The organism is Pseudoalteromonas sp. SD03, from assembly GCF_040937955.1.
GTDB lineage: Bacteria > Pseudomonadota > Gammaproteobacteria > Enterobacterales > Alteromonadaceae > Pseudoalteromonas > Pseudoalteromonas tetraodonis.
Window position 1 is genome coordinate 659201 of record NZ_CP162515.1, and the last position, 26465, is coordinate 685665.

The following is a 26465-nucleotide window of genomic DNA, read 5'->3' on the forward strand; positions in this document are numbered from 1 at the left end:
TTTTATCACGTTATCAGCACTAATACATCTAGGCAATGTATTCTTTTTAGGCACAAAAAGGCCGCAGTAATAAATACTGCGGCTTTTGTTTTTAGCTAAATGCTTTTAATAAGCACCAGCGCTGTATATAAGCTCGTAACTGTGGCTGTAAATCTCAAGGATGTTACCAAACGGGTCTTCCATGTAGATCATGCGGTACGGCTTTTCGCCAGGGTAGTAGTAACGTGGCTCTGGCATACGCTTTTTACCACCTGCAGCAACAATACGTTCCGCTAATCCTTCTACATCTGGGTCTTGTACACAGAAATGGAAGATACCGGTTTTCCAGTATTCAAAGTTGTCTTTAGGGTTTTCTTGGTCTTTAAATTCAAAAATTTCTACACCAATACGATCGCCTGTTGAAAGGTGCGCTATTTTAAATTTTTCCCAATTTGGACCAAATACATCGGTACACATTTCGCCAATTGGGCTGTTATCTTCAGTGATCACGGTAGGCTCCATTATGGTGTACCAGCCCATCACCTTAGTGTAAAACTCTACGGCTTTTTCAACATCCGGTACTGAAATACCAATGTGCGAAAAACTACGTGGATATGTATGACTCATAATAAATACTCCTACTTAACTATGTTTAGTTGATGGAGTTAGTTTACGAATTGACCAACATTAAGTAAAATTATCATTAATCATCATTTTGAGTATATTTTGTAATGATAAATCCTACATGGCTAAATACATTTTGTACTTTAGTTGAGGTAAACCATTTTACCCAAACTGCCGAGCGCCTTTATATGACCCAGTCAGGCGTAAGCCAACATATAAAAAAGTTAGAGCAGCAAGTAGATTGCGCCTTGCTTGAGCGCCACGGTAAACAATTTACGCTTACCGTTCAGGGTCAAAATTTATATCAGCAGGGTAGTCAGTTACTCAAAGAATGGCAGTTTTTAGAGCAGCAATTAAAAGATGATTCACCTTACAGCGGTTTAGTTAAAATACAGTCGCCAGGCAGTTGCGGGCTGCAGTTTTACAATCAACTATTAGCACTGCAAGTAGAGCACAAGGAGCTAATTATAGATTACCGCTTTGCTCCAAATACCAGTGTTGAACAAGCAGTGGCAAACCATAGTGCCGATATTGGCTTTTTAACTCAAGCACCTACTCTAAGCGAGGTAACCAGCCATAAAATAGGCCAAGAGCCTTTACTATTGGTAACACCGGCCGCAATAAAAAGCCCAACATGGAGCGCATTAAATGAACTGGGCTTTATTAGCCACCCCGATGCAAAACATCATGCACAGCTTTTATTAAGTGAAAACTACAGTGAGTTTGAACATGTTGATCAAATTAAGCAAACGGGGTTTTCTAACCAAATAAGTTTAATACTGGAGCCGGTAAGTTTAGGATTGGGTTTTACGGTTTTACCCGCACACGCAGTAAGTGCTTTTAATAAACCTGCGCTTATTAAAACGCATCATTTAACCAAACCAATTAGCGAAAATATTTATGTGTGCCATCACCGAAATAGGCCGTTAGCAAAGCGTATGCATAGCGTTATTAACGCGATAAAAGCAGGCTAGGGCACCCAAATCAGCGCCCGTAAAGCCCCTTTACAGCTTAAGCTGTACGTTTAGTTTTTTGCGTAATGTTTGTGAGACTTTGTTTGCTTTTTAAATAAACCTTATGCACAGCAAAAGTCAGTAAAGTCATCAGTACCATCATACAAAGTGTGGGCCACAGGCTGAGGGTATGATAACCAAGCGCCCCCATAAACCAGCAAATAAGTACCCATTGAATAACATAGAGCGCGGTTACATGTTTACTGGCATATAAAAGAGCACGTGTAATAGGGCCATTATATTTATCAGCAAAAATATACTGTATAGCCGCTAGGGCACATAAATTTAAGCCAACTAAATAGCTAATACCGCCGCCATTTAAATGGAAAAAGTTGCCAAACTGCCCTTTAAAATCAATGGCTAACCATATGCCGCCAATTACAAGTAAAGCAGCACCAAGTTGTGCACATACTTTATATAAGTAATCGGCATTTTGTTGGTTACTAAGATATAAACGGCCAAGTACATACCCCGTTAATATCGCACTTACCCAAGGAAATACCGGAAAATACACCTGATAGTTACTAGCAAAAAACAAATCGCTAATATAAGGTGAAAGCGTAAATTGCTGCCCCCTCACAAACTGGCTCATAACTGCAATTGCAATGGCTAAAACCGCAATCCATATTGTTTTCCAACGGGCAATATTAAGCACACCAAACAGCAATAAGCTAACTCCAGCCAGTTGTAAAATATCACCTGTTAACACCATAAATTGTAACTGCCCAGCACTGAGCGGACTTTGCCAGCCATAAGCATTTATAAACGCCTCAGGCATGGTATTAAATACTTCAATAGGTAGCCAAAACTTGGCCGCATTCATTAAATAGGCAAGCAGTAAAAGCTGTATGCCACGCTTAATTAACAGCAAGGGTGTTTGCCTGCGCGAAAGTGCCATAGACAGTCCCATTGCCACTAAAAACGAGGCAGTGCCTTTGCCAAGTATATGCACAACCGTACCAAATGCGCTTTCACTTTGAAGCGCTGTGGTGGCATACATCCATAAAGTATGCACAATAATCATAATGAAAACGCTCGCACCACGCGCAAGATCAATCGTTTTAAGACGTTGGTTCATTGGTTTTAATGTCCTTTTTAGGGCAGGTTTGGCATTTGCTGTAACCTGCTAAATAATAGCGGCAACAGGTTAAACGCTGAGGGTTTTCAGTAAATAGCGCATCAAGATTAAAGTGTTCACAAATAAGGGTGTGCAGCTGACGATGGCAATTATTGATATGTAAAGTGGTAGCAAGGGCTAAGCTATGAGCTCGCTCAGTAGCGCTACTTAACGAATCGAGTAATAACCGTGCTTGTTCTTTTTTACCCAGCGCATAGTCGGTATTTACCCATTCACCAACTTGGCTTATAAAATGAGTAAACGCTTGGATTTGCTCAGTTTTACTTACTAACACGCCATTATTCAGGTTAAACCCACGACAATAAGCGCCATTTAGCGCTAACGGCATGTTAATGGGGTCAGCCGTACTTTGCTTGCAAGCAAACCAATAGCAATAAGCGTAAATAGCTTGCCAACAAAGCTGCAAATACAAATGCCGACTAATAAATTGCTTAGGCGCAGTCGGGTACTGCGCCTTACAACGAACTGTTAAAGCGCGCACTAATAATAAGCTCGGTTTAAAAGTTCGTTGTACGGGTTGATGGCAATATAAAAACTGCGCAAGGGTAATCGGTTTAGCCATACAGCTTTGCCGATACGGGGTTGTTTAAGTTACCAGCAAACTGCAAACTACCTGCCGGATCCGTTAAATCAACCATTTGCTCATTATTACCCAGCTGTAAGCGGTTTAAACAAGAGTGAGCAAACTCATCACTAAAAAAGTCATACTCTTTAAATCGCTCATTTAAAGCAGGGTTAGCATGTTGATATGCTTTAACACTTTGCGTAACACACTGCCAAAAGTCATGCTCTGTAATACGCTCTTCTCGCACTAAAATTGCCACTAAGTATCTAAAGAAGCAGTCAAATACATCGGTAAATATACTTAACAGCTCAAGCTCTTTAGGCATAGAAAAATGAATACGTTCAACCCCTGCAGGCAATACTTCAGTGCTATTAAGTAAGGCAACCTCTTCACCTATGTCTTTCATATATGCGCCCACTGGCACCGAATTTTTAAGCTTTAAAATGAGGTTTTCACCGTGGGGCATAAACACTAATTTATGCGCGTAAAAGCAATGTACTAGCGGAATTAAATAGGCATTAAAGTACTCATGTAACCACTGCTGCGTGCTCAAACCACTTTGCGCTATCCATTCGCCCACTAAACTTTGGCCATTATTATCTAAGTGTAATAACGCTGCCATAGTGGTCAGTTGTTCATCACTATTTAAATTATGATTTGGGTTTTCTCGCCATAAACAGGCAAACATTTTACGATAGGGTGTATCCCCAAGGGCGTGTTGCTCAAACGTATGATGGGCATAACCTAAGGTGGCGTATTCTCTAAGCGCTGTAAAATTAGCGCCTGCGAGTTGTTGATCTTGGCTAACCTTTTCAAATACCCAATCGTTAATGGCAGGAGTCACCGCCATGTAAGCACGCGATAGGCCACGCATAAATCCCATATTTAAAATCGACAACGCCACTTTTAAATACGGCTTATGCGGGTGCGAGCAATTATATAAGGTCCGAATTGATTGTTGCGCTTGATATAAATCGTCACCTTCACCTAAATACACTAATCGCTGATTTGCCAACTCATTTGCAAATACCACACTCAATTTGTGTTGGTACTGCCAAGGGTGAGCAGGAATGAGTAAGTAATCATCGGGGTTAAGGTTTTGAGCTTTTAGCGCTTTGTTAAACGCATCTCGAGTGGTTAAATCTAGTTCATCACTTATATGGCTTGGGTAGTCGGCAAAGTATTCACTATGGGCAAAGTCGCATACCGCTTTATGCGCTGCTAACCACAGTACTTTAAACGGTTTGCCTACTTCTGGCGCATAACGTAAAAAGTCAGCTTTACTAAAACCAATGCGGCCATTATTAGCAACAAAGGCAGGATGACCTTCACTCATTGCAGCTTCTATTTTTTGCAGCCCTAAATTAGCTAACTGCGCCGCTGTTAACGTGTTATTTTCACGTTTAAAGCACGCACTGGCTAAAGTAGCATTTAGCTCTTCAATGTAGGTGGCAAGGCGCTTACCCGTTAAACCTAGCGCAGGCCCTTGCATACTAAAAAAGTGCAACACATCTAGCGGCTGCAGCTCTTCGTTAAGGTTGTAAAAGCATAGGCTTGGCTCGTCTATATCAATATGGTTTAGTGCCATAGCACGGCCATTAAAAATAAAGTAACCGCCTTCAACATTCACTTTAAAGCCTCGCTTTGTTGTCTCTGCGGCCAATAAACGCTCGTGCACTAGCTCGGTGAGTGCTTTAGCTTGTAAATGCCGATTTGCCCATTGCCAATGTGGCTGTATCACGTAATCAGTTTGCAAAGGCGCTAACGAATCAGTAAATAGTTGGCTGTGCCTATCAAAGGCTGCTTTATTACAAAAGCCTAAATAAGCGGCTTTTTCGCCCAGTTGAATTTGCTGGGTATGCACAAACCCCAAACGTTTATTTAACGTATGAATTTTACTATTAGCAATGTCGGGCTCAACCACAACACGGGCGGCACTGTTTTGAGCAAAAATACTTTGCAGCACGCACTGCATCATTTCAAAACTAAAATGGCGCTTAGGTGCCGTGTTAGGCGCTAATAAAATATGCATACCCACATCATTAGGTTCAACCTCGTACGCCGCTTTCATTAAGCTTTCGTGCTCAGGGCTATAAAGCTCAACTAAAGCCAATAGGTTATTATTTTGCTCGATCACGTATGCCTGATGATGAGGCGTATCAATAATAGCTTGATACACTTTAGTTATTTGTTGCTCGGTTTGCTGCTGCATCCCCCAAAAGTGCGCATACGGTTGCTTAAGCCAATCGCATATTGTTGGCATATCTGTTTGTTGTAATAACCGCATCGTCACTTTGCCGGTATGCTGTAGGGTGGTTACAAAAGATGAAAAATACATAAAAACTCCAATAAATCTTAAAAACTAAGACGCTGAACGCGCAGCTCGAGCAACAGCCTTAACCCGCCAAAGCAAAATAAAGGCAAGGCTTGCAAAGCCAATGGCAGCAAAGTAAAACACAACCGTAGTTGAAAGATGCTCTACGCTCATACCCACTAGTAACGACGCTAAAATAACCCCGACATTTTGAGCAATGTGCACTTTGGCAAAGTCGCTGCCGTAATGTGCAGGCTCACTTTTAGCAAATAGCATTACCTCTAGTAGTACCATCACTTGAAATAGCGAAAAGCCATATAAAACACGTGATAAAATCACTAACCCCACCGACGCCTGCGCTTGTAAATAAAGCCCAAGCGCCCCTAAAATAAGTGCACATAACAAAGTGCTAGTGCGGCTTAATGTTGGCAGTGGTAGATGCTGCCTGAAATGGTTAAAAACCAGCATCACAAGCGCTGTAAAAGCAGGAATGGCGTATACAACAGCGCTTTGCAAGGTGCTGCTTTGTGCGTTTAATGCTTGCCAATGAGTAGTAAAGAAAGGGCGAATTAAAAACGCGCTAAAATAAACCACCACACTTAAAAAGCAAAATTGCCAAATAAAATAGGGAATACGTTCTCGCGGTTTTTCAGTCGCTATTGCTTGTTGATAAATACCGGTTTTTAATGAATACATTAAGTAGGCACACAATAAAACCTGCACCATATCACCGGCACTACTGAGTAATAACGCATAGCGTGGCTCAGCTAAACTAAAGAAATAACCACCAATTAAAGCACCACCAATCGCACCAAAATGCATCAATACAGAAAACAAACCAATAATAGATAAATGCTTAGTTTGTTGCTCTAATCGCAGTGCAAATGGGTATATAAGTAGGTAGCTTGCCTTTAGCACCAACATTAGTTGGTAGTAAATCCAAAATTCCCACACATTGGTAGCAAAGTAGCAAAGCAGGCCAAAACCAGCGGCTACCACTTGGGTTACTAACCACAAAGCCAACTCATTGTATTTTTTAGCGACCTTAGCCCATAGCGGTAAAGCCAGCATTACAGTAATACAACAGTTAGCCACAAAGAGGCCGATTAGAGTGGCGTTACTAATAGCAAATTCACTAGCAAAAAATTGCGGATAAAACGGTAGCAACAAGGTATCGCATACCACCGAAATAACCGTCAGCAAAATTAGCGCTAAACGAAGACTCATGCGGCGCTACTCTGCTGTTGTGTTGATAGGGTGACATCGCTTAAATCAAAGTTTTGAAAAGCAATTTTTTGCTCAACCTGATAAGGCGAATAACCTAAAATTTCACGTAAAATAATACTATTACGGTAGCAAGCCATACCTAAATCTGGAGTTACAAAACCATGAGTATGCTGCTCGGCATTTTGTACAAAAACACGTTTTTGTTCGCTATCTACCGCATATTCACGACTCACTAAATAACGACCTTGCTCATCTTGGGGTAGTTGATGGGCAATATTATTTAAAAAAGCAGGGCGCTGATATTTAAAGCCTGTAGCACAAATTAAAAAGTCGGTTTCTATTGAAAAGGGCTGCTCAAGCTCCTGATGATAAAACTCAGTCAGTAAACGCTTACCTACTTTTTGAGTGCTTGTTAGCTTGCTGTTAGTTTTAAATGTAGTGGAAATTGGCCCATCAAGGCTTTGTGCGTAGAGGGTGTCGAAAATGTCGTTAATTAAATCGCCGTTAATGCCCTTAAATAGATTTTTTTGGTTTTGATTGAGCCAATCTCGCTGCTCAGTTTTTAAATTATAAAAGTAATCTACATACTCAGGAGAGGTCATTTCAAGGGTGAGTTTAGTATACTCAAGCGGAAAATAGCGCGGTGAGCGTGCTATCCAATCTAACTGCAAACCTTGCGGTACTGCTTGTTGCAATAAGGTGTGGTAAATTTCTGCTGCACTTTGCCCAGCCCCTACCACGGTAACCCGTTTAGCCGCCTTTAATTCATCAAGCCGATGACAAAAATCGCTACTGTGCATTACGTTATTTGAGTTACTTTGCACAGCGCAATCAGGAATATACGGTGCAGGCCCTGTGCCCAAAACAATATGGCGAGTTACATAATGTTGCATACCATTAGGGGTGTTACAGCTAACGGTATAACTCTCACTTTGCGGGCAAAATTCAACGTGAGTGACTGTTTGTTCAAAGTTAACATTTGAAAGCTGCGAGCAAACCCATTGGCAATATAAGTTGTATTCACGGCGCAATAAAAAAAAGCTTTCGCGAATATAAAACGGGTATAACCGATTATTCAATTTGGCATAATTTAAAAAGCTATATTGGCTGGTTGGATCTGCCATGGTTACTAAATCCGACATAAACGGAGTTTGTAATGTAACGCCTTCCAGCATCATTCCTGGGTGCCAGTCAAATTCACTGCGTTGTTCTAAAAACAGGCTTTTTACATCTTCGAGCGGTTCACTTAAACACGCTAAAGATAAGTTAAATGGGCCAAGGCCAATAGCTATAAAATCGTAAGGTTGATTATCCATTATGCAATTTCCCTATAAGTTTGCCATGCAATGTGGCTAATTTTCTCAATAACAGCGCGTACATCTGTTAATTGGCACTGCGCATTAAGCAATGTAAATTTAAGGTAATGGCGGCCACTTATTTTTGTACGGGCAACCATGGCTTCACCGGTTTGTAAAAACGTTTGTCGTACATGCAAGTTTAAAGAGTCGAGTAAATCAAGGTCATGTTTTAAATCATCAGGGGCAAATCTAAATACCAAGGCACTAAGCTCAGGGTAGTTAACTACTTCAAAGTCGGGGTGATCGTTAAGTACAATATGCGTTTGGCGCGCAAGGCCAATAACTTTATCGAACGCGCGACCAAGCGGTGCTTCTCCAGTGGTGCGCAGTGTTAGCCATAACTTTAAGGCATCAAAACGGCGAGTGGTTTGTAGGCTTTTATCTACCAAATTAGGCGTGCCATTACCGGCCTCTGCTAATGGGTTTAAATAATCAGCATATAAAGTAATGTGGCTAAAATGGCGTTTATCGCTTAATAAAAAGGCACTACAACTAACCGGTTGCATAAATGATTTGTGATAATCAATCGTTATTGAATCAACCAACTCAATGCCATTAAGCGTATTGCGGTGGTGCTCGCTCACCAACAAACCGCCACCATAAGCGCCATCTACGTGGCACCATAGCTGCTCTTCTTTAGCTAGCATGGCAATATTATGGATTGGATCGATTGAGCCAAAATCGGTTGTGCCTGCGGTAATAACCACTGCAATGGGTAAATCACCTTGCGCTTTGCTTGTTGCTATGGCGGTTTTAAGTGCCTCCATATCCATTTGCATTTCGCTGTTTGTAGCCACTGGCACCACGGCGTCGTAACCTAAGCCCAATAACGCCGCTGCTTTTTGAATACTAAAGTGCGCCACCTCAGAGCAGTAAATTTTAAAGCGCGAGGCAACAGCTGGTAAGCCCTGAAGTTTTACCTGATGTTCTGGCGCATAGCGGCTAACAGCCACTTCACGAGCAACCAACATAGCCATTAAGTTTGATTGCGTGCCGCCACTAGTAAATACCCCATCGGCAGTGCTTGGCAATGCTGCTTTTTGGCATGTCCAATCAATCAGCTTTTGCTCAATTAAGGTCGCACCTGCACTTTGATCCCACGTATCTACTGAGGTATTAATAGCAGCAATAATGTGTTCGGCCACCACAGCAGGGTAGGTTACAGGGCAGTTTAAATGAGCCATGTAGCGAGGATGATGAAAATACACGGCATGATCTAAATACACGCCTTTTAGCTCTTCAAGCACCGCTGGAAAGTCAGCCAAAGGCTTTGATAAATCAACATCGTTTACTACTTTTGCTAACGTATTTACCGACACACCTGAAAATGGCTTTTGGGCTTTAGCCATCGCTTGCTGTACTGCCGACAGCCCTTGCAATGACGCTATTTGATAATTAATGAACTGCTCTAAATTGAATTGTGGGGGCAGGCCGCTTTGTTCAAATACAGCCTGTTTTTCAATGGTATTAATATTTAACACGTGAGATTGAGACACATCAACATTCCTTGAGTACACTTTTTAGGTGCAAGGATCTTAATGATAATGATTTCTATTTACAATAATGAAAAAAGATTAGATAGCAACTTTTTTTTAATTAGAGCTAATAAGCTTGTCGTATATTTTTAACAAAATCGATAAGCCATATTATTAAACGACAAGCATTACATGCAAAAATAAAGTTAAAAAAGAGGGAAGTTGAGCAATTATTTTAGCGGTAGCAAAGCTACGTTTAGCGATTGGCACCTATTTAAACATGAGCAATAAACACGCAATTGAGGTTAATAATCACTGTTTATGAAATATTTAATACAAAATTTAAAGTATTGGCGGTTTTTCTGTTACGTTGGTGTTTGTATTAACGCTAAAGGACGTCATGATGGAAGTAAAACAATTAGCAAGTCAGACCTTAATCGGCTTAAAAGTAAGAACCTGCAACGCCAATGAAATGAATGCTGGCACTGCAAATATAGCTGAACTTTGGCAAAAATTTGGTGAAAAGTTTGCCAACAGCCTTACAGAAAACACCAAAGTGTATGGTGTGTATACTAATTACGAAAGCGATCTCACTGGGGACTTTGACGTAATTGCCTGCTGCGATAATTTATCAATTAAACTCCCTGAAGCTAAAAAAGTAACCACCCAAGCGGGGCGTTATTTGGTATTTAAAGGTGAAGGTGAAATGCCCGATGCAGTAATCGATTTATGGGGCGAAATTTGGCAATACTTCAGCTCAGACGATTGCCGTTATGCCCGCACCTACACTAGCGACTTTGAGTACTATAAAAGCAGTAACGAGATAGAAATTGCCATTGCAATTGAAGACTAGGGTCTGTTGACCTTTGCGGATTAAAATTTGTTCAAACTAGGGGCGGTTTAATCGCGGCGCGAGGTTTGTAACCTAGTGGGCTAAGTAAAAACCGAGCAACAAAGAGTAAATCGCCCCTAGGCAGAACCCGAAGGGCAGCGCCTGTTTGGCATTGATGCTGCGTTATCGCCTATTTATGGGGAATAACCACACCACATAGGCTCAGCCTTGCCTAAATACCAAACAGACTGCTGCAAATTTAACCTTGAAAGATCAACAGACCCTAAAACGGCTAGGTTTGTAAGCGCAAACCTAGCCTTTCATTGGTGTAATTTAACCCCTGCCCACTAAATCATTGGTTATTACTGGCTAGCTTAGTTTTTAAATCATGTATATCGCACGCCGTTATTGTAGGCTCAAGTTCCCAGGGGTCAAAAATAGCCTCACTTGAGCGCTGTATCCACGCAGCACGCATACCGTGCGATAACGCCCCAATAACATCAAACGGGTTACTCGATATAAGCCAGGTATTAGCGCCTGTTGAATGTGCCTCGCGTAAAAAATGACTATAAACACCGGGGTTGGGTTTAAAGGTTTTAATGTCATCGGCGCTCACTACGCCTTCAAAAAGCTCACTTATGCCTGCGGCTTCGAGCAAGGTATTTACCGCACTGGCCGCACCATTAGAAAACGCAAATAACCGATAGTTTTGTGCTTTTAAGCTCTCAAGCCCTGCTTTTACATCATCAAATGCGGGTAGGGTTTTATAGCGTGCTAATAACTGTGCTTTTTGCTCATCGCTTAAAGTTACCTTGTGCAGTAAACACGCATAATTAAGTGCCTGCTCAGTACACACCGAAAACGGCACGTAGTTTTGCATTAAGCCACGTCTAAACGAATATTCGAGTTGTTTTTCACGCCAAGTGGTCGAAAATGCGTGCGCGTTATCACCAACCATATTTTCAAGTAACGACACAACGCCATGGGTGTTTATAAGCGTACCGTATACATCAAACGCCAGTGTAGTTGCCATTAATGACTCCTGTTTAAATCGTTACTAAAACGCAATTTTATTGCTAAGTATTAATTACCTTATCAGTTAATAAAGTGCAGTAACAGCACCCGCGTTTTAAGCAGTTGCTGTAAACCCCCGTTACGGTTTGGTTAAAAATACCGCATTGTAAGATGGTATTTGATCAAGTAATTAATCAGCAGCGCTTTCAAACCCGAAATACTCGCCTCGTTTTAGAATGGGTAGAAGAGTTGTTAAGTTTATAAGTTCTGAGCAGCAATCAAAGTACGTAATAGCTAAAAGTAGTGTTTATTAGCCTATCTTTTCGGGGTAGGCTTGTGAGCAGTCAAATCTGAGCAAAAACTGAACATTGAGATTAAATAAATATAATAGCTAATCAATTCATCAAACAGCTCTTTGCTCACATATTTTTAAAAATGAGCAAAGAGCGCATAGTGTTCTATTTAACTTTACTTTAAATTTTTAGAAAACTTAATGATAGTAATACCTTAGGTTATTTGCTAAAACTATATAAATTAGACAAATGAGCGTGGCATTGGCAGAAATATGCGCGATGAGCGCACTATTAAATTGTTGTATCTCTTAAGTTTTTCAATTAGAGTTTGATAAAAGGAATTACCGTGTTACCAAAATTATTTTTACCAGAACAATCAGGAAATGGAGCCAAAGTTGAAGTTAATCATAATGGCTCTGTAGTAATCGTAGGTGCTAATGGTGCAGGTAAAAGTAGGTTAGGAGCGTGGGTCGAAAAGAATGCAGAACAAAATACCATTGTTCATAGAATATCAGCACAAAGAGCATTAGATATACCCGAATATGCAAGAGTAAAATCGCTTGAGCAGTCTTTAAACGATTTACTTTGGGGTAATGAAAACTCTCAATATGCCTCTATGCAATATAAAATGAGTCATAAATATCAAAATCGACCTGAAACCTTCATGCAAAATGATTACGGTAAGGTTTTATCTACGTTATTTGCAAAGTCAGCAGAAAGGGATAGAAATCACACAGAAGAAACTATGAGATTACAATCTTATGTTCCTGTTCCAGAATCCCCAATAGAAGTTCTTATAAATTTGTGGGATGAAATTCTTCCACATCGAAGTATATCGTTAAGAGACGGCAAAGTAACAGTTACTGATACCCTTCATAGCACTGAATATCACGGTAAAGAAATGAGTGATGGTGAGCGTGTTGCATTGTATTTAATGGGGCAAATATTAGTTGCTCCAGAAGGGGCTATATTGGTTATTGATGAACCTGAAATTCATCTTCATACATCAATTATGCAATCGCTTTGGAATAAATTAGAAGAAGCAAAGCCACATTGTCTTTTTTTATATATAACCCATGACTTAGGATTTGCATCTACTAGGGTTAGTTCTACAAATATTTGGATAAAAGAATATGATGGAAAGTTAGCATGGCAATGGGACTTTGTTCCTGATGTTGATGATTTTCCCGAGAGCTTGTTATTGGAGCTAATGGGCAATAGGAGAACAATCGTCTTTGTAGAAGGTGAAAAAGGCGGGAAAGATCACTCCATTTATCAATCTATATATAGAGGCTATAACATTGTGCCTCGAAATGGATGTCAAAAGGTAATCGATTCTGTTAAATCTATGAGATTGAACTCTTCTTTCCATCATATTAATGTGTTTGGAATCATTGACCGAGACTATAGAACTGATACTGAAATAAAGGGATTACAAGCTCTTGGTATACATACCATAGATGTGGCTGAAATTGAGAACATATTATTAAATGAATCAACTTTAAGGCTTGTTGCAGAGAATCAACACCTGGATCCTGACAAAACAGTAGACAGTGCGAGGGATATTGCTGTAACAATGCTCACAAAAGATCTTGAACGGCAGATCTCATTACGTACTTGTCGCTCAGTCGAAACTCAATTAAGTAGAATTGATAATAAAGCCAAGGGTTTGGAAGCCATAAAATCTACTGTACGCGACACCATATCTACTATTGATATAGATTCTTTATTTGCACAAAACCAAACACTATATAACGATCTGATTACTTGTAATAACCTAGATGAAATATTGAAGTATTTTAACAATAAAGGATTGCTTTCAAATGTTTGCTCTGCTTTTGAGTTAGGTAAAAATGGATATGAAAAGTTAGTGCTTAGGATGCTAAATTCAGAAAATAGAGAGCAACTTTTAACCGGTTTAAATAAATATGTACCAGAAATATAACAAGTTGCTCAAACGGAAAAATAACAGTTGGCCATCGCTTCGCGATTATAGCCAACCATTATTTTCCGCTTAGCAAAGCGTTATGCAACTTTAAAGGAGTAGTAGCTAGCGATGGAAGCTAAAGAACCTAACCTAAGACAGAAGATAGTCGATGAATCCCTTATTCTTTATAGGGATTTCGTAAGAACTGGTGGTCAATATCAAGAGCTAGGGAAACCACATATGCTCAGAATATCCATTATGTTAGCTGATTTTTCAGCCGCTAATAGTTACCTCGAAGCGTCTAATTTTGTTGAAGAAAACTATGATCGCATATTAAGAAAAAAGAAAGGGGTGTATAAAGAATTTGAAGAGCACTTGTTTCACTTAAATCGATCCGCTAAATATTCAGGCGTCCTTTATTTCGTAAAAGCTCTAAAAAGTTCCGGTGGAGATGAGCATGGAAATGTAGCTCGCTTCGGCGGTGGTAATAAAGTAATAAAGCCAATGATCGAAATAATGAAAAAACATCTTCTTAAGCATCATAAAGAAATTGATCAGGCAATAAAAGATGCTGAAATGGTTCGAGATAAAATGATTGCTCATTCTGATGCGGACGCATACTCACCTGTACTAAAAGAAGATGATGGTGTTTCGTATTCCATGAATGATCTAACCATACATGTAACTGACGACATGGTTGAAATATTAAAAGTAATATCAAATCTATTTATCTATATTCTTGGGGACATGATGGAACAGATTCGAGTTAACTCAAGCAGTGAAGTAGCCGTTGCATAGCAAGTCATTGCAGCAGAAAAAATAACAGTTGGCTTTGCTCCTGCGTCGCTATTTTAGCCAACAATCATTTGCCTCTGAATGAGGCGTTGCCGTTCTCTGTAAATGGGGTACTTTCCAATCAATAATACCTAGCGGCTCGGTTAGGTTTAATTACTTTTGCTAGGTTTGTTGCACTCTACCCAACCAATATTCAACTAACTTAAAACCTTTCACCTTTTGCCTTTAACCTTGCATTTCAGCTGTAAACCCCCATGACATTTTGATTAAAAAAGCCACACCTCAACATGTGTTAAAGTGTGGCTTTTTTGTAGCAGCTATAACTAAAAATTAAGCGACAATCACTGCTAATAACTGGCTGCTAATAACTCGTTACGTACTAGCTCTGCGCCTTTGCTTAAAGCGTTAAGTTTGCCGTTTGCAATATCGCGGGGCAAAGGGGCCATGCCGCAGTTGGTGCAGGGGTAGAGTTTATCGGCATCTACATATTTAAGCGCTTCGCGTAGGGTTTTGGCCACCTCTTCGGGGGTTTCTATAGTATTGGTGGCTACATCGATTGCGCCTACCATTATTTTTTTACCGCGTACGAGTTCGAGTAGCTCTATAGGTACATGTGAGTTTTGGCATTCTAGCGAAATAATATCTATATTCGATTTTTGCAGCTTAGGGAATACTTCTTCGTATTGTCGCCACTCGGTGCCGAGGGTTTTCTTCCAATCGGTGTTGGCTTTAATGCCGTAGCCGTAACAAATATGCACGGCGGTTTCGCATTTTAACCCTTCTATAGCTCGCTCTAGGCAGGCTATGCCCCAGTCGTTTACCTCGTCAAAAAACACGTTAAAAGCAGGTTCATCAAATTGAATTATATCAACCCCAGCGGCTTCTAACTCTTTGGCTTCTTGGTTGAGTATTTTAGCAAATTCCCATGCTAGTTTTTCACGGCTTTTATAGTGATCGTCATACAGGGTGTCGATCATGGTCATGGGCCCCGGTAATGCCCATTTAATTGGTTGGCTGGTTAGCTGGCGTAAAAACTTGGCGTCTTCAACAAATACCGATTTAGTGCGAGACACAGGGCCAACCACTGTGGGTACGCTGGCGTCGTAACGGTCGCGAATTTTAACTGTTTGACGGTTTTCAAAATCAACGCCATTTAAATGTTCAATAAAGGTGGTTACAAAGTGTTGACGGGTTTGTTCGCCGTCGCTGACTATATCTACGCCTGCGGTTTGTTGCTCGTACAGGGAAATACGCAGGGCGTCGTGTTTGCCATCAACCAGCTCATTGCCTTGTAATTTCCATGGTGACCATAAGGTTTCGGGCTCAGCAAGCCATGACGGTTTTGGCAAGCTGCCTGCTGATGATGTAGGTAATAGTTTTTTCATAATAAATGCTGCCTTTAATTTTGTTGTGTGATTAGGCGATACTCGCCGAGAACTGCTGCAGTACTGATTGATAAGGCTTAATAAAATGCTGCTCGGTAAATTTGCCTTGCTCAACCGCTAATTGACCTCGTTCTGCGCGGTCATACACAATTTGCGTTAATGAATGATCATCATTTTTTAAATTTGGTTTATAACGACTACCTGCAGCGGCATTAGCGTTATAAATTTCTGGACGATAAATTTTTTGAAACGTTTCCATGGTGCTAATAGTGCTAATTAGTTCAAGGTTGCTGTAGTCGTTAAGTAGGTCACCAAAAAAGTAAAACGCTAACGGTGCAACGCTGTTTGGTGGCATAAAGTAGCGCACTTGTAGGCCCATTTTTTTAAAGTATTGCTCTGTTAACGACGACTCATTAGGCTGATACTCTACGCCTAAGATAGGGTGTAAGTTTTCGGTTTGCTGATAGATTTTGTTATCAGACACGCTTAAGCAAATAACTGGCGGCTTTTTAAAATGCTGTTTATAGGTATCTGAGTTTACAAAGCATTTAAACAACTTACCGTGTAAGTCACCAAAATTATCGGGAATGCTAAATTGCGGTTTGCTTTTGTTATGCTCAAGCAATAACACGCTAAAGTCGTAGTCGCGCACATACGATGAAAAGTTATTACCCACCATGCCTTCAATTCGCTCATTAGTTTGGTGGTCAATAATATTGGTTTTTAATACCTCAATTGACGGAAATGCCTGACCACTACCTGCAATGTCTAAATCAACCGAAATGATCTTGAGCTCAACCTCGTAACGATCCCCTTGTGGGTTATCCCAACTGGCCAGTGCATTAAAACGATTGTTGATCATTTTTAGGGTATTACGCAGGTTTTGTTGGCGACTTTCCCCCCTTGCTAAATTAGCGAAGTTGGTCGTAATACGTGTGTTATTTGATGGATGGTAGTTTTCATCCAAGTTAGTGCTTTTAATCGTAAATGTAAGATCAGTGCTCATAGCCGTATCCTTTCAATTTGAGTTGTTGCTGCTTTTATTGATGGCGCATTACTCGCTGTTAAAACCGACATAACGGGTTAGCTGTAATGGTGCTGTGCAGAGTTAATAAATTTATACGCGCTATGTAGCATGAAGAAAAACGGTATTATTTCAGGTAAAACATGAGCCAGATTCATTCTGTAGCAAAGTTAAATGGGTAAATTCAGCTAATTACCTATGACCCTCTCACAAAAACCACTTTAGAAGTCTAGATTTCTAGATGTTTTTACGGGTGTTGTGATTTATTCATACAAAACGTGAGTATTATTCAATACTTATAAGTACTTAAAGTGCCATTTGCATAAACGGTTGTTGATATACTCGAATAAACCTTGGTGAAATTAGATGTTTTATTAAACGTTTTTACACGCAACTCACCGCCACAGAGCATAACAACCCCTAACATAAGAAGAGACAATAGGAATGAGTGATTTAATAGTGTTAATTATATACTGCGCCATATTAGGTAGCGGTGTTGGTTTTTTAGCAGGCTTATTAGGAATAGGGGGCGGGCTGGTAATTGTGCCCATACTCAGCATGATATTACTGCACTTTAATGCTTTGCCACCTGAACAAGTAGTGGTAGTTGCCATTGCGACCTCGCTGGCCTCTATTTTATTTACTTCGACCTCGTCGGCTATTGCGCATCATAAAAATGGCAATGTACCCTGGAATATTGCACCTTGGGTTATGGCAGGCGTTGCCTTTGGCGCGCTTATTAGTGGCTTTATGGCTGCGCTGTTACCTGAGCATGTAGTGCGTTTGGTATTTGCAGTAAGTGTGGTGCTAATTGCACTAAAAATGATTTTTTCAGGTAAGAATGATTCAGCAATAGCGCGCCCGTTGCCAAGCAAAGGGCTGCTAAGTGTTTATACGACCATAACCGGTGGCTTGTCTGCCATGATAGGTATTGGCGGCGGGGCAGTATTAGTGCCGTTACTGACGTTTTTTTCTGTTGATATGAAAAAAGCCATTGGCTGCGCCTCGGCCTCAGGTATTGTGATAGCGCTGTTTGGTTCAATGGGTTATATCAGCTCAGGCAGCCAGTTATTTACATTAAAACAAGGATTTGCAGGTTTTGTGTATTTGCCCGCTTTATTGGGTATTGTATGCACCTCATGGTTTACTGCGCCACTCGGTGCTAAAGCCACCCATTATTTGCCAGTTTCAACCATAAAGAAAATATTTGCCGGCTTATTAATAATAATGGCAATTAATATGTTTACTCGATAAGAGCATTTATATGAGCCTTAAAAACACGCGGCATAAAGCCGCTGCTACGGTATTAGCTACTAGTAGCAGCGGGTTCACCCCGCGTCGAGGTTGAGCGTTAGAGTCCGAACTTGATACGACTCTATAAAAGTGGACACTTATTTAAGGAATAAGTGTTATGAAAATCAAAACTAGGCGTAGTCATTCAATTGAATTTAAAACAAAAGCAGTTGAACAATCGTTAGACTCTCCAGATACTGTTAATGTAATAGCTCATCGGCTGGGCATTAACCCTGTCTTATTATCTAAATGGAGACGAAAAATGACGTCAAAAAGTACATCTAACCCAATTAAAAACCAAGGCCCTGATAAGTCATATAAAGATTTGGAGCGCCAAGTGCGTAAGCTTGAAAAGCAATTGGAAGATGCGCAGTTGGAGAACGATGTGTTAAAAAAGGCGAAGGCCTACTTGGACAGCCGAAAAGAATAAGATTTGAGTATATTCACCAAGCTGCGACAGCTAAGAAAACGATAAAAAAATTATGCACATGGTTGTCAGTATCAAAAGCTGGATATTATAAATGGCTAAAGCAATCATTAAGTCAACGTGCGTCAGAAAACGACTCATTGCTTGAGTTTTTGAAAAAAGTAAGTAGTGATGAGCACTGTATTCCGGGCTACAGAAAGTTGTGGAAAGCCGCTATAGATAATGGGTATGAGTGTAGTAAAGGCCGTGTGCAGCGATTACTGCAGAGTATGGGTTACCGCTCAGCCGCGGGTAAACGCCGATATACCGGTAGCGGAAAAAAGCAGGGGCATATCACTGCAGAAAACTTATTGGGTCGTGAGTTTAGTGTTGATGAACCCAATACGGTATGGGTGTCAGACATAACGCAAGTTCGTTGCAGAGAGGGTTGGCAGTATTTATGTGTAATTTTAGATTTATACTCACGCAAAGTCGTTGGTTGGGCAACAAGTCGAGTTAACAGCGCAGACTTGGTGATTAGAGCGTTAAAAAAAACATGGGATGCACGTAAACCTGATGGAAGTCGCTTATTATTTCACTCAGACCAAGGCAGCCAGTATCGTGCAAAAGAAACAATATCGTGGTTGAACAACCGACAGGTAACAATTAGCATGTCGAGAAAAGGGAATTGCTGGGATAATGCCTGCTCAGAAAGCTTTTTTGCCCAGTATAAAAAAGAATGGATGAACAATTTAAATGAACTGAGTCGTAGTGAAATGACAGTACAAAGTCGCTTTTATATCGAAAACTACTACAACTCAGTAAGAATGCATGGCACGCTAGGAAATGTGAGTCCCATGCAATACGAGTTAATGAATTAAAAACCCGTGTCTACTTTATCGGGGTCGTATCAACTCTTTAACCTTTAACCTTTAACCTTTAACCTTTAACCTTCACATCTTAAGGCGATTAACTAAAATCTACGTCATTTGCGCATGCTTTATAAATTCGTCATAAATACTGTCTTTAATGAGCCTGTCGGGCGTAAAGGCATAATAATGCTGATAAACATTATCAATTGTACCAATGTAATTAACGTCGTAATGGCGCTCTACTTCGGCTCTTACCAAAATAGGCGCAGGGAATATACCAAACCCTTGCTCACCGAGTGACTTCATTAATGCGCTGTCGTCAACATGGCCAGCTATTGTCATTTCAATCTCTTGCTCTTGCAGCCAATAATAAATAGCACGCGCGACGGGGCTTTCTTTTGCAGGGAGCACTAAAGGCTTGTTATTTAAAGACTGCGGAAACTGCTTATGTAGTTGCGAATGCCATGTTTCGTTACCAAAAAGAGCGATTTGGCTTTTACCTATTTCATGGCAAAACGCCTTAAATGGCAAAGTAGTATCGAGTGGTTTATCAGCTAACACTAAATCGAGCTTATGAATCGCCATTTGTGCAAGCAGTTCATCTTGTTGGCCGTCAATACAGTGCAAGTTGGTAATACGGTCGTTATTAATTAAAGGCGCTAGCCACTTCGACACCAGTGATTTAGGCAACACGTCTGAAATACCCACCTTTAACGTTCGTGAGTATTGCGTGGTATCACCTTGCGTGGTTTCTAGCCATTCGTGAGCAATAGCAAACATATCATTGGTGTATTGCTGGGTTACATGGCCAAATTCCGTTAACTGTAGGCCTCGGCCTTGGCGAATAAAAAGTGGTTTTCCAAGTCGTTGCTCTAAGTTAGTAATTTGCGAGCTGACCGTTTGCGGCGTTAAATTAAGTATTTTACTCGCCGCTGCAATACTGCCGTGCTTACTTACCTGCCAAAAATAATATAAGTGATTGTAGTTAATGTTGGTAATCATTCGAAAATACCTGTTTTAAAGTAAGAAATAATCAGCTTTTTCCTTTGCCACTAAGTTAGTAGATTACAGTCATGCCTGCAACATAGTTACTATTAAAAGGTGTAATTGCATGAAGCTAAAACTTACAGTTAAAAACAAGATAATTAACGCAAGTGAAAAGATGTCGCTTTTGAAGTTGATAAAAAGCCAATTGGCAAAACATGCTTTAAATATTCGTAAAGTAGAGATTCAAATAAATGATCTTTCGAGTGAGCGCCACGGCACTTTGCAGCAATGCAAAATTAATATTCTTTTACCTGGGCTACCCAGTATTAATGTAAATACAAAGGGAAGAAGTATGCTGCAAGCGATAAAGCGGGCACTTAAAAGTTTGCAGCACATTCTCGTTAATAAGTATCAACCTTCGCAACCAAGCTCTTAATATCGCACTTGTAGTAGCAAGGATGCTACTTTTTTAATGCCTCTCTAATTCCAAGTTATGTTTAGCAATAAATGATTCAATTATTGCCATTGAGCAGTATTTCCTTGTTGGGTTTTGTTCGACTCTACCCAACTCACCATAACTAAAAACCTTTGACCTTTTTCCTTTAACCTCAGCTGTAAACCCCCGTTACGTTTTGATTAAAAAAGCCACACACTATTTGTTAGTGTGTGGCTTTTTAGTATTTAAGCTAACTTATTGGTTATTGATTCAATAAGTTTTTTTCAAAAAAATCGGCCATCATGGTGTGATAGTGCAAGGTGGTGCCTTTGCCTTCTCGTAAGCTATGTGAGCGATTTGGATATGAGAAAAACTCAAACTGTTTGTTGTACTTAACAAGCTCGTTAATTAAACGCTCTGAGCCTTGGTAATGAACGTTATCATCCCCTGTACCATGAATAAGCAATAGCTTACCGGTTAGGTTTTTGGCAAAGGTAATTGGCGAGGTGTTGTCGTAACTCTCAGGATCGGTCTTTGGGTTACCTGCATAACGCTCTTGGTAGATAGTGTCGTACAAGCGAATGTCTGGCACCGGCGCTGAGGCAATGCCTACTTTAAATTTATCGCCATGGCGGAACAATAAGTTAAGCGTTGAACTACCGCCGCCTGAGTGTCCCCATACGCCAACGCGCTCGGTGTCTATTACATCCCAACGTTTAGCCATGGCATCTAGGGCGTCTACTTGGTCTTGCACAGTAATTGAGCCAATTTTTTTATAAATCGATTTGCGCCAATCGCGGCCTTTTGGAGCACGTGTACCACGGTTATCAACCGATGCCACAATAAAACCTTTTTGCGTTAGCAGTGATTTATATAAGTAACTGTTACCTTCCCAGCGGTCTTGAACGGTTGAGCCCCATGGTTCGCCGTATACGTAAAACACAATCGGGTATTTTTTACTTTTATCCATGTTCTCTGGGAACATAATGTAGCCGTCAAGCTCGGTGCCATCTTGCGCGTTTACTTTGAAAAACTCATGCTTTGGTAAGCTTTGCTCAGCCAGCTTTTGTTTAAGCTTTGTATTTTCAACTAAGGTTTTTACATTACTATGATTTGCCACTTTAATGATCTCTTTAGTCGGTGGCGTACCAAATTTTGAGTAAGTATGCATTGCCCATGAGGCATCTTTTGACATGTAGTAGCTGTTTGATCCCTCAAACTCAGCAGGTGTTACCCGTACCGGTTTGCTGCTGCCATCAAGCGGTGTGCTGTATAAATAACGCTGACCAGGATCATTTGGCGAGGCAATAAAATACATCACGTTTTTATCTTCATTGATGCTCAGCATATCAATAATGTCGTAATCGCCTGGGGTTAGGTCGATAATAGTTTTGCCATCGCGCGATACACGGTAAAGATGACGCCAGCCGTCGCGTTCGCTATGCCAAATAAAAAACTTGCCGTCTTTTGACCAGTTTGCTTTATAAAACCATTCGATAAACGCATCGTCTTTGTCTTCTAAAATCTTGGTCAGTTGCTGCTTTTGCCAATCAAACAACCAGACCTTATTGTGGCTTTGTGGGCGGTTTAAGTCTTGAATCATTAATTCATTACCGGTGCCTGCCCAGCTAATACGCGGAATATAACGGTCGCGGTTATCGCCTTCAAGCTCAGCCCAACGGGTTTGTTTATCACTAAGGCTTACCACACCAACACGCACGGCAGAGTTGGTTTCACCGGCTTTAGGATACGGGAATTCTTTAAGGGTAGGGTACAGTTCGTCGGTGTTGTTGATCATAGTGAAAAATTTAACGTCACTGGTATCAAGCTGCCAATAGGCGATTGATTTGTTGTCGGGGCTCCAACGAAAACCATCGGCAATGGTGAATTCTTCTTCGTATACCCAATCAAAATTACCGTTAACTATGGTGGCGCTGCCATCGGTTGTAAGCGCGGTTACATCGTTACTGCCAACCGATTGCATGTAAATGTTGTTATCGCGTACGTAAGCCACTTTTGAGCTATCTGGCGAGAACTTAGCAAACATTAACTTAGTAGGCTCAACATCCAAGCCACCAAGTTGCTGTAATTGGTTAGTCTCAAGGTTAAGTAACCAAAAGTCGCCTCGGCTGCGTGAGCGCCAAACTTGCTCACTGTTGGTAAATACCATCAGCCATTTACCGTCTTTTGACCACTGATAGCTTTCGATTGCAAATGGCTCGTCTGCGCCCTCTGGCAACAGCTTTTCAAACTCAACCAGTACTTTACGGCCTGTACCGTCAGCATTGTAAAATACAATGTCGTTGCCTTTTACGCCGTGCTCTTTTTCATCATCGACGTTGTTATCGTCTGCTTTTTCTTTTTCACTTTCGCGCTCTTCAAGCACAGTGTAGCCGGTGCCATCGTCTAGCCACTTAAAGTAAGTGCTACGCTGGGTTTTAAATTCTTTATCTTTATAAATTTGCGCTAGGCTTAATGGATTATTCACGGTACTCATCGCTGCATTATTGTTGGTTGTTATGCTGGTACTTGAACATGCTTGCAAGCCTAAGCCCGCAACAATGGCCAGTGCCAAGCCCGATGTTTTGATCAGATTCATTATTATTGTTCCTTGGGTCTGCTGACCTTTATAGATTAAGGCGCTTATTACATTTACTGTAACAAAATAATCTACAGAATATCAGCATGCTTAACGCATAAAGCTATGGTTTAAACCCAAACTTTTATAATTAATTACCATGCTGGATTTTTAAATTCTTCACTGAGCGTGTTGATTAGTGCTCTTACTGTTGCTGATAAATGCTGACGAGAAGGGTAAAGCACATATATTTTCATTGGGTTTAATGTCCATGGCGCTAATACACGCTGCAAGCGACCATCCAGTATATATTGATTTGCCAAATACGTAGGCTGCACTGAAATACCACCACCGGCTATGGCTGCATGAAGTAATGTGGTGGCCTCGTTTGCACTTAAATTACATTTAACATCAACCGATTGAAATTCATCCCCGTTGTGTAAATGCCAAATATATCGGTCAAAGTTTTTATAGCCTAAACATTGATGAGTGCTTAACTGTTGTGGTGTCGTTATTGGCGGATAATCTGCGAGGTAATCAGCTGAGGCCACTAATATAGATTCACACTCGGCAATAGGTTTACCTATTAACGAAGGAGCAGGATTGGCTGCAATACGTATTGCCAAATCAACACGCTGCTCTATTAGATCTGTGGTTGAGTCTTCAAGATCTATGTCTATTTGCACGTTAGGGTGACGTTTCATAAAGCGTGTAAATATAGGGGCTAATTGTGCAAAGCCTAACGACATACTGGTCGCTACTCGAATTTTACCTGACAACTGTTGCTGGCTTTTAGTTTGTTCAACTAAACGGTTAGCCTGTGCTAACCATTGCTCTATTTCGGGTAAACAGGCCTCGCCAGCGGTGGTAAGTGTAACTTTGCGGGTAGTTCGGTGTAGCAAACGAGTATTGAGCCATGCTTCTGCCGACTCAATATGACGAGTAACCATAGGGCGTGACATTTCAAGCCGATCGGCAGTGGCAGTAAAACTGCCTGAGTAGGCAACATCAACAAAAACCTGCGCTGCGGTGAGTTTATCCATAGTATTTGCACGATTTATGAAACAATGATGCTAATTATTGGTTGTTTTTCTGAACATATCAAACCTTTATTATGCTCGCATTAGCAACCAATGATGAGAATACCATGAACCTACGCACGCTTTTATTAAGCACACTATTAACCAGCAATATCGCTATTGCAGACGAAACCCCATTAACCCTTGATGTGTATAACGCTGACAGCAATAGCTTTCATGTTAATGCCACGCTGGTTTATGGCCGTACCGATGCAATTTTAATTGATACCGGATTTACCAAAGCCGATGCACTGCGCATTGCCGCCAAAGTAATTGACTCTGGTAAACAACTAAAAACTATTTTTATTAGCCAGGCCGATCCTGATTACTACTTTGGCGCTGAAGTGTTACAACAGTTTTTTCCTGAGGCAGAGGTTATTACTACGCCCGCAGTGCACCAAAAAATAGCAGCAAAGCTTAAAGGTAAACTTGCTTTCTGGACCCCAAAAATGGGTGAAAACGCACCAAAAAACCCCGTCGTACCTAAGGTATTTAATGGTAATAGCTTAAAAATAGAAGGCCATACCATTGAAATTCGTGGCACAGAGGGTGAGCATAATCATCGCCCATATTTATGGATCCCTGATAATAAAGCTATTTTAGGGAATGTGGCTGTATACGCTAATGTTCATTTATGGATGGCCGATGCACAAACTCAGGCAGAGCAAAATGCATGGGCAAAGCAACTTAATGAAATGAAAGCACTCAACCCTGACGTGGTGATCCCTGGGCATATGAAAGCAGGCACTCAATTAGATGCTGCAAATATCGATTTTTCAATCCAGTATTTAAAGGATTTTGCACACGCTAAGCAAAGTAGTGATAGCAGTAAGCTGCTGATAGATAAAATGACCAACTCATACCCAGAGGCTGTATTACCTATGGCTCTTAGCATTGGCGCTAAAGTTCATAAAGGCGAAATGAAATGGTAATTGCTTACGCTTAACCACTGTAATAAATACAGTAGAACCAAAAAACACGCCTAGCAAAGTCTGGCGTGTTTTTTATTATTGCCACAAATACATACTGGCTCGCTTATTGGCAATATTTAATTCAAATACCTCAGTGCTTGCACACATAGCAGCGCCATAGCATACATGTAGCGGTAACAAGTGCTCTTCTCTGGGGTGATTAAAGCGTGCAGCTGGAGCTTGCTGCCATGCTAATAATTGCTGTTCACGCTGTTGCTCGGTTAATGTTTGATCTGCGATTGTGCTTACCAACCAATTTTCAAATGCCTGATTTTGCTGGTTAACATCGTTTGATTGAGTAACACCAAAAGCGCGCATATTATGGAAGGTAAAGCCTGAGCCTATAATTAATAAGTTATCGTAATCAATACTTTGCAACGCTTTACCAATTTCAACATGCAACAGCGGATCAAGGCTTGGGTGCAAGGATATTTGCACACAGGGAATATCGGCCTCTGGATACATAATTTTTAACGGTACAAACATACCGTGATCAAAGCCACGCTGTGGATCGAGTTTTGAGTCAATATTATGTGTTGCGAGCGCTTGCTGTACTAAATTAGCAAGTTGCGGCTGTCCAGCACAAGGGTAAGTTAATTGGTACGCCTGCTCAGGAAAACCATAGTAATCGTAAATAAGCGGCGGTGAAGAGTGCGCCGTTATACTAATTGGTTGAGCTTCCCAATGCGCGCTGACCATTAAAATAGCAGAAGGCTTTGGGATTGTAGCGGCAACCTGTTCTAAACAGGCTCGCATTTCTGCATGGTTGGCATTACCTAGTAATGGCATTGGGCCGCCACCATGAGAAATGAAAAAAACAGTTGGGCGTTGCATGTGGTTAATCCTAAAGGACAGATATTATTATAGTGCCTGCGCAGTT

The 26465-nt window shown here is 40.8% G+C and carries 22 protein-coding genes; 8 read left to right on the forward strand and 14 right to left on the reverse strand.

Going from position 1 to position 26465, the window contains the following annotated elements:
• Positions 1-105: 105 nt before the first annotated feature.
• Complete coding sequence (locus tag ABZP26_RS19290) at positions 106-606, reverse strand: lactoylglutathione lyase family protein (protein ID WP_054982007.1); 501 nt, start codon at positions 604-606, stop codon at positions 106-108.
• 104 nt (positions 607-710) lie between these two features.
• Here ABZP26_RS19290 and ABZP26_RS19295 point away from each other — a divergent pair, with 104 nt between their 5' ends.
• Positions 711-1577, forward strand: coding sequence for a LysR family transcriptional regulator (locus ABZP26_RS19295; RefSeq protein ID WP_013462795.1), 867 nt, complete (start codon positions 711-713; stop codon positions 1575-1577).
• A gap of 37 nt (positions 1578-1614) precedes the next feature.
• On the opposite strand, the gene ABZP26_RS19300 is transcribed toward ABZP26_RS19295, so the two are convergent.
• The 6 genes from ABZP26_RS19300 to ABZP26_RS19325 are packed head-to-tail and all read right to left on the reverse strand — an operon-like array spanning position 1615 to position 9714.
• Positions 1615-2694: a heparan-alpha-glucosaminide N-acetyltransferase domain-containing protein gene (locus tag ABZP26_RS19300; RefSeq protein ID WP_013462794.1), complete on the reverse strand. Its 1080-nt coding sequence runs from the start codon at positions 2692-2694 to the stop codon at positions 1615-1617.
• The gene (locus ABZP26_RS19305) at positions 2678-3316 is read right to left on the reverse strand and encodes a hypothetical protein (RefSeq protein ID WP_013462793.1); all 639 of its coding nucleotides are present in this window, start codon (positions 3314-3316) and stop codon (positions 2678-2680) included. Before ABZP26_RS19305 ends, ABZP26_RS19300 begins: the two co-directional genes overlap by 17 nt.
• The gene (locus ABZP26_RS19310) at positions 3309-5657 is read right to left on the reverse strand and encodes a GNAT family N-acetyltransferase (RefSeq protein WP_013462792.1); all 2349 of its coding nucleotides are present in this window, start codon (positions 5655-5657) and stop codon (positions 3309-3311) included. The genes ABZP26_RS19305 and ABZP26_RS19310 overlap by 8 nt, the downstream gene beginning before the upstream one ends.
• A 24-nt stretch (positions 5658-5681) precedes the next feature.
• Complete coding sequence (locus tag ABZP26_RS19315) at positions 5682-6860, reverse strand: MFS transporter (RefSeq protein ID WP_368485713.1); 1179 nt, start codon at positions 6858-6860, stop codon at positions 5682-5684.
• A complete protein-coding gene (locus ABZP26_RS19320) occupies positions 6857-8176 on the reverse strand; it encodes a lysine N(6)-hydroxylase/L-ornithine N(5)-oxygenase family protein (protein WP_368485714.1) in 1320 nt (439 codons plus the stop codon). The genes ABZP26_RS19315 and ABZP26_RS19320 overlap by 4 nt, the downstream gene beginning before the upstream one ends.
• Positions 8176-9714 carry an aspartate aminotransferase family protein gene (locus tag ABZP26_RS19325; protein ID WP_036955554.1) on the reverse strand — a complete coding sequence of 513 codons (1539 nt, stop codon included), beginning with the start codon at positions 9712-9714 and terminating at the stop codon, positions 8176-8178. The genes ABZP26_RS19320 and ABZP26_RS19325 overlap by 1 nt, the downstream gene beginning before the upstream one ends.
• Positions 9715-10096: 382 nt before the next feature.
• On the opposite strand from ABZP26_RS19325, the gene ABZP26_RS19330 reads away from it, so the two are divergent.
• A complete protein-coding gene (locus ABZP26_RS19330; protein WP_013462788.1) occupies positions 10097-10546 on the forward strand; it encodes a GyrI-like domain-containing protein in 450 nt (149 codons plus the stop codon).
• Positions 10547-10877: 331 nt separating this feature from the next.
• On the opposite strand, the gene ABZP26_RS19335 is transcribed toward ABZP26_RS19330, so the two are convergent.
• Entirely contained in the window at positions 10878-11558 is a 681-nt protein-coding gene (locus tag ABZP26_RS19335; protein ID WP_058155571.1) for a haloacid dehalogenase type II, read from the reverse strand.
• 620 nt (positions 11559-12178) lie between these two features.
• On the opposite strand from ABZP26_RS19335, the gene ABZP26_RS19340 reads away from it, so the two are divergent.
• Positions 12179-13777: a DUF4435 domain-containing protein gene (locus tag ABZP26_RS19340; protein WP_058155569.1), complete on the forward strand. Its 1599-nt coding sequence runs from the start codon at positions 12179-12181 to the stop codon at positions 13775-13777.
• Positions 13778-13888: 111 nt separating this feature from the next.
• Complete coding sequence (locus tag ABZP26_RS19345) at positions 13889-14557, forward strand: hypothetical protein (protein WP_058155567.1); 669 nt, start codon at positions 13889-13891, stop codon at positions 14555-14557.
• Between the two features lie 344 nt (positions 14558-14901).
• On the opposite strand, the gene ABZP26_RS19350 is transcribed toward ABZP26_RS19345, so the two are convergent.
• Together ABZP26_RS19350 and ABZP26_RS19355 are read right to left on the reverse strand one after the other, a co-directional pair.
• A complete protein-coding gene (locus tag ABZP26_RS19350) occupies positions 14902-15939 on the reverse strand; it encodes a methionine synthase (protein WP_058155565.1) in 1038 nt (345 codons plus the stop codon).
• Positions 15940-15970: 31 nt separating this feature from the next.
• Entirely contained in the window at positions 15971-16945 is a 975-nt protein-coding gene (locus tag ABZP26_RS19355; RefSeq protein ID WP_058155563.1) for a DUF1852 domain-containing protein, read from the reverse strand.
• A gap of 462 nt (positions 16946-17407) precedes the next feature.
• Between ABZP26_RS19355 and ABZP26_RS19360 the strand changes: the two genes are divergently transcribed.
• Together ABZP26_RS19360 and ABZP26_RS19365 are read left to right on the forward strand one after the other, a co-directional pair.
• Positions 17408-18217, forward strand: a complete 810-nt coding sequence (locus ABZP26_RS19360; protein ID WP_368485715.1) for a sulfite exporter TauE/SafE family protein — start codon at positions 17408-17410, stop codon at positions 18215-18217.
• 157 nt (positions 18218-18374) lie between these two features.
• Positions 18375-19543 (forward strand): IS3 family transposase gene (locus ABZP26_RS19365; protein WP_128860809.1). Its coding sequence is split into 2 segments (ribosomal slippage): positions 18375-18645 and positions 18645-19543, totalling 1170 coding nucleotides; the frame shifts between segments, so codons are not numbered across the junction.
• A gap of 99 nt (positions 19544-19642) precedes the next feature.
• On the opposite strand, the gene nhaR is transcribed toward ABZP26_RS19365, so the two are convergent.
• Complete coding sequence (nhaR, locus tag ABZP26_RS19370; RefSeq protein ID WP_368485716.1) at positions 19643-20536, reverse strand: transcriptional activator NhaR; 894 nt, start codon at positions 20534-20536, stop codon at positions 19643-19645.
• A gap of 109 nt (positions 20537-20645) precedes the next feature.
• On the opposite strand from nhaR, the gene ABZP26_RS19375 reads away from it, so the two are divergent.
• Positions 20646-20957 carry a hypothetical protein gene (locus ABZP26_RS19375; protein ID WP_008110823.1) on the forward strand — a complete coding sequence of 104 codons (312 nt, stop codon included), beginning with the start codon at positions 20646-20648 and terminating at the stop codon, positions 20955-20957.
• A 262-nt stretch (positions 20958-21219) separates the two neighbouring features.
• Here ABZP26_RS19375 and ABZP26_RS19380 read toward each other — a convergent pair whose 3' ends face one another.
• Positions 21220-23556, reverse strand: a complete 2337-nt coding sequence (locus tag ABZP26_RS19380; protein WP_368485717.1) for a S9 family peptidase — start codon at positions 23554-23556, stop codon at positions 21220-21222.
• 134 nt (positions 23557-23690) lie between these two features.
• Positions 23691-24578, reverse strand: coding sequence for a LysR family transcriptional regulator (locus ABZP26_RS19385; protein WP_368485718.1), 888 nt, complete (start codon positions 24576-24578; stop codon positions 23691-23693).
• A gap of 71 nt (positions 24579-24649) precedes the next feature.
• Here ABZP26_RS19385 and ABZP26_RS19390 point away from each other — a divergent pair, with 71 nt between their 5' ends.
• Positions 24650-25546 (forward strand): MBL fold metallo-hydrolase, encoded by an 897-nt coding sequence (locus ABZP26_RS19390; RefSeq protein ID WP_368485719.1) that lies wholly within the window; start codon positions 24650-24652, stop codon positions 25544-25546.
• A gap of 75 nt (positions 25547-25621) precedes the next feature.
• Here the strand turns inward: ABZP26_RS19390 and ABZP26_RS19395 are convergent, their stop codons facing one another.
• Positions 25622-26419: a class III extradiol ring-cleavage dioxygenase gene (locus ABZP26_RS19395; protein ID WP_368485720.1), complete on the reverse strand. Its 798-nt coding sequence runs from the start codon at positions 26417-26419 to the stop codon at positions 25622-25624.
• Between the last annotated feature and the right edge of the window lie 46 nt (positions 26420-26465).